10 protein-coding genes are annotated in these 12,037 nt (G+C 45.1%); 2 read left to right on the forward strand and 8 right to left on the reverse strand.

From position 1 onward, the window contains the following. Positions 1 to 38: 38 nt before the first annotated feature. From QNH28_RS27860 to QNH28_RS27870, 3 genes are read right to left on the reverse strand one after another with little or no spacing between them, the layout of a single operon-like run. Positions 39 to 1,091, reverse strand: coding sequence for a sensor histidine kinase (locus QNH28_RS27860; protein ID WP_283909372.1), 1,053 nt, complete (start codon positions 1,089 to 1,091; stop codon positions 39 to 41). Further along, complete coding sequence (locus QNH28_RS27865; RefSeq protein ID WP_283909373.1) at positions 1,088 to 1,765, reverse strand: response regulator transcription factor; 678 nt, start codon at positions 1,763 to 1,765, stop codon at positions 1,088 to 1,090. Before QNH28_RS27865 ends, QNH28_RS27860 begins: the two co-directional genes overlap by 4 nt. Further along, entirely contained in the window at positions 1,695 to 3,551 is a 1,857-nt protein-coding gene (locus QNH28_RS27870) for an ABC transporter ATP-binding protein (protein ID WP_283909374.1), read from the reverse strand. The genes QNH28_RS27865 and QNH28_RS27870 overlap by 71 nt, the downstream gene beginning before the upstream one ends. Before the next feature lie 358 nt (positions 3,552 to 3,909). On the opposite strand from QNH28_RS27870, the gene QNH28_RS27875 reads away from it, so the two are divergent. Further along, on the forward strand, positions 3,910 to 5,142 hold the full coding sequence (locus QNH28_RS27875; RefSeq protein WP_481858417.1) for an MFS transporter: 1,233 nt from the start codon (positions 3,910 to 3,912) through the stop codon (positions 5,140 to 5,142). A gap of 80 nt (positions 5,143 to 5,222) precedes the next feature. Here QNH28_RS27875 and QNH28_RS27880 read toward each other — a convergent pair whose 3' ends face one another. Then, entirely contained in the window at positions 5,223 to 6,929 is a 1,707-nt protein-coding gene (locus QNH28_RS27880; protein WP_283909376.1) for a glutamine--tRNA ligase/YqeY domain fusion protein, read from the reverse strand. Positions 6,930 to 7,159: 230 nt separating this feature from the next. Here QNH28_RS27880 and QNH28_RS27885 point away from each other — a divergent pair, with 230 nt between their 5' ends. After that, entirely contained in the window at positions 7,160 to 7,708 is a 549-nt protein-coding gene (locus QNH28_RS27885) for a GNAT family N-acetyltransferase (protein ID WP_283909377.1), read from the forward strand. A gap of 93 nt (positions 7,709 to 7,801) precedes the next feature. Here QNH28_RS27885 and QNH28_RS27890 read toward each other — a convergent pair whose 3' ends face one another. The 4 genes from QNH28_RS27890 to QNH28_RS27905 all read right to left on the reverse strand — a co-directional run bounded on the left by QNH28_RS27890 (position 7,802) and on the right by QNH28_RS27905 (position 11,509). Continuing rightward, positions 7,802 to 8,446: an MOSC domain-containing protein gene (locus tag QNH28_RS27890; RefSeq protein ID WP_283909378.1), complete on the reverse strand. Its 645-nt coding sequence runs from the start codon at positions 8,444 to 8,446 to the stop codon at positions 7,802 to 7,804. Then, positions 8,427 to 8,957 (reverse strand): GNAT family N-acetyltransferase, encoded by a 531-nt coding sequence (locus tag QNH28_RS27895; RefSeq protein ID WP_283909379.1) that lies wholly within the window; start codon positions 8,955 to 8,957, stop codon positions 8,427 to 8,429. The genes QNH28_RS27890 and QNH28_RS27895 overlap by 20 nt, the downstream gene beginning before the upstream one ends. A gap of 70 nt (positions 8,958 to 9,027) precedes the next feature. Continuing rightward, entirely contained in the window at positions 9,028 to 10,248 is a 1,221-nt protein-coding gene (locus QNH28_RS27900) for an MFS transporter (RefSeq protein ID WP_283909380.1), read from the reverse strand. Between the two features lie 433 nt (positions 10,249 to 10,681). After that, positions 10,682 to 11,509 carry a formate/nitrite transporter family protein gene (locus QNH28_RS27905; RefSeq protein ID WP_042192534.1) on the reverse strand — a complete coding sequence of 276 codons (828 nt, stop codon included), beginning with the start codon at positions 11,507 to 11,509 and terminating at the stop codon, positions 10,682 to 10,684. Positions 11,510 to 12,037: the final 528 nt, after the last annotated feature.

Consider the following 12,037-nt stretch of genomic DNA (forward strand, 5'->3'; position numbering starts at 1 on the left):
TTTATGTAAATATTCATATTTACATAAACACTGCCGATTTATTTCTTTGGCATTGGTAAGCTCACTACAAAAGCCGTTCCTTCACCGGGTCGGCTGGCTACGGTTACTTTACCTTTATGTAGCTCAACGATCTTCTTAACCAGTGATAGGCCCAGGCCACTACCTCCCCCGCTCGCTGTTCTAGCTTTGTCTGCCTTATAGAAGCGATCAAAGATGCGAGGTAAGTCTTCTTCAGAGATACCAATTCCACTATCTTGAATCTCCACCTCTACCCGCTCATCTACCGTTCGAAGCTTGATATGAATACATCCATTCTGGGGAGTGAATTTAATACTGTTATGAAGAAGATTGGTCCAGACCTGGGTCATTAAATCTTTTACCGCAGTTACATTCACTTCCTCCAATTCAGCCTCTACCTCTATATTTTTCTCCAGCCACTGTGGCTCAGAAGCCAAAATCGTATCTCTAAGCTGCTTATCCAGACGATAAACCTGATTTTCAAACGGGAAATTGCCTGATTCAAGCGCGGACAGCTTCAATAAATTATCACTGAGTCCAGATACGCGGGTGCTCTCAGCCACGATAATATTAAGGTAGTGCCTCCTACTTTCCACATTCAGAGTCTCATCCTGCAGCGCAAGAGCAAACCCCCGAATCGAGGTTAGTGGAGATTGAATTTCATGCGATACGTTGGAGATAAAATCCTGGCGCATGGTCTCCATCTGACTCAGCTCACTTGCCATTACATTGATACTCTCAACAATTTCTCCGAATTCGCCGTATTCCCTATTATTATCCAATACTACATTAAAATCACCCTTAGCAATTCGTCCTAACCCTTCAATGATTGATCTATAAAAGACACGTTCCCAGCCACGAAATAGCTTGGAGACTACCAATGCCATCATGAACAAGATCACAATACCGACCATCACGCTGATTAATTGGACCAAATAATCCGAGGAGGGGCGCCCAGCCCTGCTATATATCCAGTTCATTAGGAAATAAGCTGCAGTCCAGCTAATCCCAACGCCACCGAAATAAACAAAGGACATCCCAATCCGCTTAATGATCTCCTTAAATCGATTCATGCCTCAGCCTCCAACCGGTAACCAAGACCACGGATCGTACGAATCACGAACCCATAGTTATCCTGATTAAAACGTTCACGCAAACGGTTGATATGCACATCCAGCGTTCGTTCATTTCCCTCAAAATCATAACCCCAAATCTCTTCGATCAGCCTGTCTCTAGTCAAGGTCTGACCCGGATAGCTAGCCAGCTTAAATAGGAGCTCAAACTCTTTAAGTGGCAATGTGATCTCTCCATATTCCGAGGAAACCTCATAGGTTTTGCGATTCATTCGCAATCGACCTATGGTCACACTTTGTGCAGCAGAAATTTGATATCGCTTGAGCAGCGCCTTTACTCGCGCAATTAGCACCACTGGCTCAAAGGGCTTGACGAGATAGTCATCACTTCCCAGCTCAAAGCCCTTCACAATTTGTGAGGTCTCACCCTTAGCCGTCAGCATCAATATCGGAAAATCATAAGCTTGACGTATTTTCCGGCATAGCTCCCAACCATCCAAATTGGGCATCATCACATCAATAATAGCTAAATCTATGTTATTACCTTCCAGAATCTGAAGAGCCTCCAGTCCATCGGAAGCCCCATAAATCTCATCCAACCCCTCAGCTCTCAGAAATACTTCTACCAATTCGCGGATGTGCGGATCGTCGTCCGCTACTAGTATTTTTGTCATGTATCACTGGAGCCTCCTCTTTATTGTCCTGAATTTCAGGATTATTCATCTGCAGCTGCTGGGTAGCAAATTCCCGGTATAGCTCATGATTGTCCAACAGCTCTTCATGTCTTCCCATTCCGGTAATCTGACCTTTTTCCATAAAAATAATCTGCTCTGCATTTACAACCGTAGCCAAACGGTGAGCAATTACAATCGTAGTCCGACCCTTCATCAAATTGGACAGTGCCTTCTGCACTACCGCCTCTGATTGGCTATCCAAACTGGAAGTGGCTTCATCAAGCATAAGAATCTTTGGATTCCGCAGTAGTGCTCTGGCAATGGCAATCCGTTGCCGTTGTCCACCAGACAGCTTCACGCCTCTTTCGCCGACATCCGTATTATATCCTTCAGGAAGTGCATCAATAAAGCCATCTGCATAAGCCATTGCTGCTGCTGCGTGCATCTCCTCCCTGCTAACGTCCCGATCCAATCCGTAGGTTAAATTCTCAGCAATCGTACCGGCCAACAGCGGACTTTCCTGCGAGACATACCCTATAAGCTTCCGCCACGAACGTAGTGAGAATGTAGACACTGGCTTGTCACCCAGCTTAATCAGACCTGACTGAGGCTCGTAAAAACGTTCTAGCAACGAGAACAACGTGGTCTTACCGCCCCCGCTCGGTCCGACAATAGCCGTCACCTGACCCGGAAGCATCTGGAAGCTTACATCGTTCAACACCTTCTCACCATTTTTATATCCAAAGCTTAGACCCTCTACCGAGATAGGTCCTTCTGCACCGTTCGCCTCTTCCTGTCCTTCATATACTTCCTCTTCTGCTGCCAGAGTCTCAATAATACGCTCTGAGGCACCCTTTGCCTTCTGAATCTGTGTGAAGAACGTAGTCAATTGAGTAAGTGGCATAATAATCTGAATAAGATAAAGAATAAAGGCGACTAGTTCTCCAGCCGTCAAGACGCCGGAAGATACCTGCATTCCACCATAACCGATAATGACTACAAGCAACATCATAAAAACAAAGGAGACGAGTGGACTGATCATCGCGCTAATCTTGCCTTCACGAATACCAAAGGAAAGCAGGTTCATAATTCCACTCTTGCCTGCCTCGTACTCTTTTTTCTCTGCGCCCGAGGATTTGACTAGACGGATCTCTGATAAAACACCACTAAGTGTAGCGGTAAAAGAAGCGGTCTCGTCTTGCATCCCCTTGGAAATTTTGTACATCTGCCGTCCAAGCGGTACTAGAATCAGCGCAGACAGTGGAAGAACAGTAAATAGAACAAGCGTCATTTTCCAATTTAAAAACAGTAAAACTGAGATCGAACCTACAATGGAGATCACTCCGGTAAATAGACTGGCTAGATGCTCAGAAATCAGCGTTTTGATGATCCCCGTATCATTCGTCATGCGGCTGACACTTTCTCCTGTTCGGTTGTCATTATAATAAGCCACAGGCAGAACTAGAAATTTACGCCACAATCGATCCCGCAGACCTGCAACCATCTTCTGGCCCACATAATTCAGCAGGTAGATGGAGATTCCTCCGGCAATCGTCTGTGCGATAAACGCGGCTGCAATGCCCACAATTTGCAGCTTGCTAACGGAAGCCAGGGAGAAGCCATCCACCAAGTTCTTAGTGAACATCGGGATGACCAGACTGACCAAAGTTGATATCATGCTTAGCGCAATGGCTATAGCCAATAAGCCGTATGAAGGCTTGGTTTCTCTTAGTAGCGTTAAGAACGGCTTCAGCGCCATCTTTCGCTTGGGATCGGATTTCTTCATAACATTAATTCCCCTTTTCTTAATAGCTCTACGAGAAAAGCATAGCAATATCTTTCTCGCCTTACACCCATCCTATCTACAGATTGTAAACTGAAGTTAAACCCGCTGATCTGGCATTGTGCGGACATCCTACGGAATTACCATCGGGCAAAATAATACCCGTTACACTTAGTGTTTATGCCTCCTACGGAAGCGTTCACGCATTTTTTGTCGCTTATCGTCTCAAACATAAATAAAACCCAAAATAATGTAAAAAAGTAAAAAAGGGTGTTTGTATCCCTTTTCAACACGTGTTACAGTGATAGAAGGGCCTACTATTGGCCACTCTACTCCAAGCAAGATATTTAGTGAGAAAGGAGTGAACCATTTGCGAAAAGGCGTTATTCCATCTTCTATCACGTCTTTAAAATGGTTCAATTTTTTTGTATATGGAACCATGGTCCTCTTCACCAGCTTCTTTCAACTATACCTGCTGGATGTAGGGATGAACAAATTAGAGATTGGTGTCTTATTCTCTATGGGAGCGCTAGTATCCATATTTGCAAATCCATTTTGGGCGTTCTTAACAGACCGTTCTCAGAATATACGGCGTATCGTTTTGCTTATGTTATTCGGAACGCTAGTGTTCTCACAGTTTATGTTTCGAGCAAATACATATGAAACGATCTACAACGCCATTATTTTGTTCTATTTCTTCCAAGGACCACTATTTGCTCAAAGCAACACAATGATTCTCAGCTATATTGACGGAACTAATCAGCGTTTCCGTTCTTTCCGGCTTTGGGGTTCAATAGGGTGGGCACTGATCGCGATTGTCGCCGGCTTTATCCTGGATTGGGCTGATGTATCCATCTTGACCTATCTGCTTACAGCGTTACTAGGTGCATCAATCCTATCCGTTCTTGTATTGCCTAAAATTAACCATTCTATTATGAGAGCTCCGATGCCGTATAAGGGCTTAAGTAAGTTAATTTTCAATCCTTTTTTCTTGTGTTTTTTAGTGTTTGGTATTCTGGTATCCATACCAAACACTATGAACACCACATTTATATCCTTGTATATTACGGATCTGGGCGGTTCTAAAAAAATGATTGGTCTTGCCGTATTCCTCTCCTCCATTTTGGAGGTAGGCGTATTCGTTCTCTGTGACCGATTCCTGAAACGTAAAATTTCTGTTCTGCTCGGCTGGCTTGCATTGGTCAGTGGTTTGTTCGTTTTGCGTTGGTGGTTTATGGCTGATGCGACTACTGCCCTTCAAGTGGTGTTTATTCAAATCTTACACTGTATAACATTCGGCGGCTTCTTCTATGTAGGTACCCAATTGACGATGCTCCTGATTCCACGGCCTTATCGCTCTTCCGGACAAGCGCTCTACACCCTAAGCTGGAGTGGGATATCCGGTTTCATTGGAGGTATTCTCGGAGGTTGGATGTATCAGTATCTGGGTGCACAGAGCATGTATCAGACGGGTGTATTCTTGACGCTAATTGGAACGCTTGGCTTTGGCTTCATGTGGCTCTTTGTTAGCCGTGGAGGGTATCGCCCCCCTACAGAGGAAGATGAAGAGATCTTCGACATCGAAGCATTGTAAGTCAACAAAAGCAGGCCCAAACGTACCTATTCGGGACGTTTGGGCCTGCTTTTTGTTGTTATCTTGAGTAATTTATCTATTTAGCCTTGTTTAGGAGGCTGAAATGAACTCTTCAGTGAAACGATAAGGTTGAATACGAGATGTCCAGGTGCTGAATATTTGCTATCCACATTAAAATAGCCATGACGGAAGAACTGGAATTTATCCTGAGCCACGCTATCCTTAAGTGCAGGTTCGACAAAGCCTTGTAAGATTTCAATGGACTTAGGATTAAGCTGATCTAAGAAGCTAGGCTCCGATTTCTCTACCGAGGAATCTAAACCTTCAACTTCAACAGCCTCTTCCGCTTCTTCCGCAGAAATCAGAGGCTCGTATAAACGGAATTCCGCAGGAACCGCTTGGCTAGCTTCAACCCAGTGCAACGTACCTTTTACCTTACGGCCTGTAAATCCGCTGCCACTCTTCGTTTCTGGATCATACGTACAATGCAGTTCCACTACCTCGCCATTCTCATCCTTAATAACCTCATTACATTTGATGAAATAAGCATGCTTCAGGCGTACTTCATTGCCAGGGAACAACCGGAAATATTTGTTCGGCGGATTCTCCATGAAGTCATCACGCTCAACATAAATTTCACGTGAGAACGGAATTTGGCGTACGCCCATTTCCTCATTCTCTGTATTATTCTCCGCTTCAAGCCATTCTGTTTGACCTTCTGGATAATTGGTGATAACAACCTTAAGCGGTCTTAACACAGCCATTGTACGCGGTACAGTTAGCTTAAGATCCTCACGGATAAAGTGTTCCAGCATTTGCAGGTCCACCAGACCCTGACTCTTCGAGATACCCGCTTCATATACGAATTTACGAATCGCTTCCGGCGTATATCCTCTACGGCGTAGACCAGAAATCGTAGGCATCCGTGGATCATCCCAGCCATCCACATGTCCTTCGTCTACAAGTAGCTTCAGCTTACGCTTACTAGTCATCGTTTGAGCCAAATTCAGACGACCAAATTCATATTGATGAGGGACAGCTGGCATCTCACATTCAGCTACAACCCAATCGTAGAATGGACGTTGATCTTCGAATTCGAGCGAGCAAAGGGAGTGAGTGACCCCCTCAATAGCATCTTCTAACGGATGAGCGAAGGTATACATTGGGTAGATACACCATTTATCGCCTGTGTTATGGTGATGTGCATGTGTAATCCGATAAATTACAGGATCACGCAGGTTAATGTTCGGTGACGCCATGTCGATCTTGGCGCGAAGAACCTTCTCGCCGTCCTTGAATTCGCCTGCACGCATACGGCGGAACAGGTCCAAATTCTCTTCGATACTACGATCGCGATACGGACTATTCTTTCCTGGCTCTGTTAGCGTTCCGCGCAATTGGCGAATTTCATCCGCACTGAGGTCATCAACATAAGCTTTGCCCTTAGTAATTAATAATTCGGCACGTTTGTACATTTCTTCGAAATAATCAGATGCAAAACGCAGCTCTTCCCATTCATAACCGAGCCACTTTACATCTTCCTGAATCGAGTTCACATACTCCGTATCCTCTTTGGCCGGATTCGTGTCGTCAAATCTTAGGTTAGTCTTGCCACCGAACTCGTCCGCCAGTGTAAAGTTAATCCAGATCGCCTTGGCATGTCCGATATGTAAATAACCGTTCGGCTCCGGCGGAAAGCGAGTGATAACTTCCTTTACTTTACCCGTACGGAGGTCTTCGGTAATAACATTCTTAATAAAATTGGAGGGGGTGCTACGGTTCTCCACAGCTATCAACCTTTCATTCTGTAGTGTTACACTACTTCTTGTTTAAACATGTTTCCTACTAATATACCCGTTAACCGTAGATTGATCAATAAAAGGGGGCACAAGGCATGGATCATTTTTTAGTGTCTTTAGACCTTTTGACTTCTGTCAGGGCGATAGAGTAGCATGATAATCATAAGAAATAATCCATAATCATACATAAGGCCTTGTGCCGAAAAGGAGGCAACCGCTTGTTTAATTATGTCATCGATGAAGAGCTAATGTTAAAGCCGATTATGCCAGAACACGCTCGGCATATGTTCACGTTAGTAGAGCACTCACGTGAACGACTAAGACAATGGCTCCCTTGGGTGGATGCCGTTACGGAACAGGCTCACACTCTTAATTTCATCAAAAATGCAGTTAAACAAAGCACTGACAATGGTGCTTTTACCGCTGGACTATGGGTTCGCGGTGAGCTCGCCGGTGTTGTTGGGTATCACCAGATTGACTGGCATAACAGAGCTGTTGGGATCGGCTACTGGCTTGGTGAAGGCTATGAAGGCAAAGGGTATATGACCAGTGCCTGTCGGGTTCTAGTGGACTATGCACTACTGGAAATGGAGCTACAACGTGTTGAAATCCGCTGCGCAACCGGAAATGTTTCCAGCCGGGCGATTCCGGAACGGCTTGGTTTTGTGCTCGAGGGTGTGATTAGACAGGCAGAGAAACTGCCTCATGGCTACGTAAACCACGCCGTATACGGTTTATTGCGTAGTGAATGGCAGCTGCTCGGCTAAGCTAGGCTACGCAAGCAAAACATATAAACTCATAAATAGAAATAAGCCTGGAAGGCATACGCCTCCAGGCTTATTTTCGTATGTAGATCGTATCTAATTTTCCGGCAGACCCAGCTGTTTTCGAAATTTGTTCCGAACTACGGCAGAAAGAGTTTCTAGCTCCGCAAGCTCTGCCAGTGCAGCTTCCTCTTGCAGCCCTACTTGCATTAAATGCAGAACATGCGCCACGGACGCACCGCCAGCCCCATTTTCTTTTTTGACAATTACATCTCCGGTTGAAATCTTCCCTTCACGAAGCACACGCAAGTAAAATCCGCTATATCTAGTGTCCAGTACTTGAGCTGGAAGATCTGCCGGACCATGCTTTTGTGAGATTTTGAAGCAAGGATACCGGGGCTGGCTGACCTGCAGCACAGTGGTGCCTATTTCGTACACATCGCCAATGCACACGTCTGTCTCCAATAAGCCGGCAGTTGTTATATTTTCTCCGAAGGCAGAGTATTCCAGCTTCTTCCCAAGCTGCTGCTCCCAGTAGGAATAGTGCTCGATCGGATAGGCACAAACTGCCTTATCAGGACCGCCGTGATGTTTAAGGTCTGCTTGCCCGTCTCCATCAAATCCGCTCATATGTAGCTGAACCGATCCTTCTGCAGGCATTTTATAAATGCCAGTTTCTAAAGGTTTCCCCCGATAATCCACTGTTATCGGCCGCCCCACATTAAGCGAGATGATCTCCATATCCTTTTCCTCCTGTCAGCATGCAGCACATAAATATTTCATCCACATAACGACCGCCTAGATAAAACTCCTCCCGCAGACGTCCCTCTTCCACAAACCCACATTTACGATAAAAAGAAAGCGCTGATTCATTACAGGATAATACGCGTAAACGCAGCTTGCGAATGGCGTTCTCTGCGGCATGTTCCTTAATAGCCTCTATGAGCTGCCGGCCAATACCTAAACGTTGATAATCCGGATGGACAGCAATATTGACCTCACACACATGCCTGTTACTCTCCATTCGACTAGGACAGCCAAACCCAACATATCCGCATAGCTTGTCATCCTTTAACGCGACAAGCTGTGAACCCGGGGGAGCATTCAGTAGGTAATCCTCTTGAGAACGCCACATTAATGGCCCCGGACTAGTGTCCTCCGTCCAGATCATATGATCCAGATGTATCAGTTCCCGCACGTCTTTAATCTCTGAGAATCTTATTATAAGCCTATCCCTGTTGCTTCGTTTCATAAAGATGTACACCCCTTGCCTTGCACCTCTATAGAATTCATCGCAGATCATTTGAATCCACTATGCTCAACTATCCTATTGACCGCTCCAATGAATTTCCTCGGCGGTTGATATATGCATGAACGATAAAGAATCCTACGGACAGCAGTGCCATCGCACATGCCAACCATGCGGTAGGCGCTAAGCCTCCACTATCGTATAACCTACCCATTAAGTATGGTCCAATCACCCTGCCGACTGCCCCCATGCCTCCACTTAGCCCTAAATAGAAAGGAGCACTGCGACCTGCATGATCCGAAATAAAGGAAGGCATGGCCGGAGATATCAGCATTTCCCCAAGCGTAGCGAGTACCATCCCAAGCACTAGACCTGAATAAGTCGGCATCCATAAAAGAACAGCATACCCACCCAAATAAAATAGAGCACTTACTGTCATTTGGGCCGTTGAGGTGGATGCGAACCAGCGTTTAATCACTGTTACGAGTGGCTGGGCCGCAAAAATAAGAATACCGTTCAGCGTCCATAGGAAACCATACGTTTTCTTAGGCCAGCCCTCTGAAATAATAAAAGGGGACACCCCTGTATTCCAGATAGAGTTCCCTAACAGTAGGAACATCGAGGCAATACCCATATAAAGATAAATTCGTGTATGCCCCATTAGCTTCCAGGTGGATTGTTTGTCAGGACCAGCCTTCTGGTGTTCTGCGACCTCCTGTGAAGAATCTCCTCCAACTTTCTTGAGATATACAAAAAAGAATACCGCAAATACCGCTGAGGTTACGCCGTTCATCACAAAGCTGAGCATATAAGAAATATCGGCCAAAAAACCACTTAACGCCGTACCCAGTGCTACACCAATATTATTGGCGACATAAATAACATTAAACAGCTCTCCGCGCTGCTTCGTAAAACGAAAGCCGATAAACGCCTGAATCGCAGGTAATGACAACGAATTAAAAAGCCCTACCAATCCCATCGCGACCATAAATAACGTCCAGTTGCTACTTGCTGCCGGCAAAGTGAACAGGGCAAGTGCATTCATGCCCAGTGCTCCAACAATCAGCCGGTTAACGCCTACCTTATGATAGAGTGAGCCCCCGAGTAGTTGACCCACGATCCCTCCAACCGATTGAATAAGAATTACTAATCCAGCATCCGACATGCTGCGTCCGAGCTCATCAAATACATACATTGTAACCAGAGGCCACATCAGTGCACTACCGGTTGCGTTAATTAGGCTGGCAATTAAAAATATCTTAACTTCTTTAGGATAATTCTGTAAAAACTTCATAAGTAGTGTACATCCCCTGTAATATATGTGTCATTATTCCATCCAGTATTATCCCAAAACAGGGTTCAGAGCAAGCAGACGCATTGACGTGCTATCGTGATAAAGTATCTCCATACTCTACCTCTTATTTAGGTCTAACTTCTACCGTAGCTGAGAAAAAAGTGGCCCCGTTCACGTCCGCAATCCTCCATTGCTCCTACTATCTATTTATATATTATAGTTGCCGCTATCGTCCGTAAAGCAGACTAAACAAAACGATGTGATTCGTTCTTGCAAAGTCGGGGTAATAGAGCCTAGAAACACTCCCCCTTTTAAAATTCGCCGTGCATCCGAATTCGTTCCCCCGAGATTGGATACATCACGGCGGATTTTATTTGTTTATACAGTAAAAAGCACCCCTCGACTATTCTAAGGAGTGCTCTATAAGATAGGTTTAGGCGTGTTTCTTTACACCGCTGCCGGACATGCTGTCCACGGATTGAATAGATGCAGGCTCTTTACGCAGGTAAGCCATCCAATAAGCTGCCGCAACAAAAATGGCGCCGCCCGTCAAGTTGCCTAGCCATACCGGAACAAAGTTATTGAAATACTCTCCCCATGAAAAATAACCTTCAAAAATAGCAGCCGGAATTAAGAACATGTTGGCTACAACGTGCTGGAAGCCGATAGCTACAAAAGCCATCGTTGGGAACCAGATGCCGAGAATTTTACCACTGAAGTTATCTGCTCCATAGGAGAGCCATACAGCCAAAGCTACGAGCCAGTTACAACCGATACCGGAAACAAATGCCGGCAAGAAATCTGCCTCAAGCTTATGTCCTGCCATCTCCACTAATTTTTCCAAATACACACCGTCAGAGGTTAGACCAACCACGTGACCGAAAAAGTAAGCTACAAACAAAGCTCCCGCTAGATTGCTCAGGGTAATCAATACAAGATTCTTAACAACTTCCCAGAAGGATATCTTCTTCGCCATAAAAGCAAGTGGCACAGCCATCATATTGCCTGTCAGTAGTTCTCCCCCTGCAAGCAGTACTAGAATCAATCCAACAGGAAAGACTGCTGCCCCTATAAAGTTAGCGATGGATCCCCATTCATGTGGTGCGCCAGCAATGACGCGAATATCCAGTAAAAATCCGAGCGCGATAAACGCTCCTCCCAGAAAGCCCAGAATTAGTACGGTGCTTAAAGGATTGTGCGCCTTTTTTATGCCGTTCTCGACCGTGACTGCGGCAATCTGCTGCGGTTTATTATAAGCCATGATTCCTATCCCCTTCATCTATTTACTTAAAATTTGTTCCTTTACGACCATTGTAGCGTGTCATAAAACACATTAACGTGATAATTATCACTCCACGAAAAACTAAGTGAAAGTTTTCACTGACATGTCAAATTTACTGTAGTCTGTGCACCATTAGAACATAAAGCTTATTTAATTGATCAAATTATCTCACTTTTGACCACTTTTGAAGTGAACAAAGTTGTTATCGGACTCAGATGTCCTTAACCGTAGCTTTTGGGCACATTTGGCTCGATATAGGACCCCATAGTCACTATTCGCACGAAAAACACCAAAATTGCACCTCATTTTACGTAATAGCTGCACTGGTGTCCGAAAACACACTCAAAAGACAATGAATGGCTAAATAGCGTCTTATGGGTCCGTACCATAACCGAAGCCAAGCGGGTTTGCACCTACCCATGCAGAGAATCATCCTCCACCTAACAAAAAAAGCAGCGATCTCCCTACAGGGGGATCGCTGCTTTGCTAAAGACCAACTAATTCATC

The organism is Paenibacillus sp. G2S3, from assembly GCF_030123105.1.
Classification (GTDB): Bacteria; Bacillota; Bacilli; order Paenibacillales; family Paenibacillaceae; genus Paenibacillus_AQ.

Excerpts from the sequence above, each read along its gene's own strand:
- QNH28_RS27900 (WP_283909380.1), bottom strand. The coding sequence starts at position 10,248 with ATGAAGTTTTTACAGAATTATCCTAAAGAAGTTAAGATATTTTTAATT.
- QNH28_RS27890 (WP_283909378.1), bottom strand. The coding sequence starts at position 8,446 with ATGGAGATCATCTCGCTTAATGTGGGGCGGCCGATAACAGTGGATTAT.
- QNH28_RS27895 (WP_283909379.1), bottom strand. The coding sequence starts at position 8,957 with ATGAAACGAAGCAACAGGGATAGGCTTATAATAAGATTCTCAGAGATT.
- QNH28_RS27870 (WP_283909374.1), bottom strand. The coding sequence starts at position 3,551 with ATGAAGAAATCCGATCCCAAGCGAAAGATGGCGCTGAAGCCGTTCTTA.
- QNH28_RS27860 (WP_283909372.1), bottom strand. The coding sequence starts at position 1,091 with ATGAATCGATTTAAGGAGATCATTAAGCGGATTGGGATGTCCTTTGTT.
- QNH28_RS27865 (WP_283909373.1), bottom strand. The coding sequence starts at position 1,765 with ATGACAAAAATACTAGTAGCGGACGACGATCCGCACATCCGCGAATTG.
- QNH28_RS27905 (WP_042192534.1), bottom strand. The coding sequence starts at position 11,509 with ATGGCTTATAATAAACCGCAGCAGATTGCCGCAGTCACGGTCGAGAAC.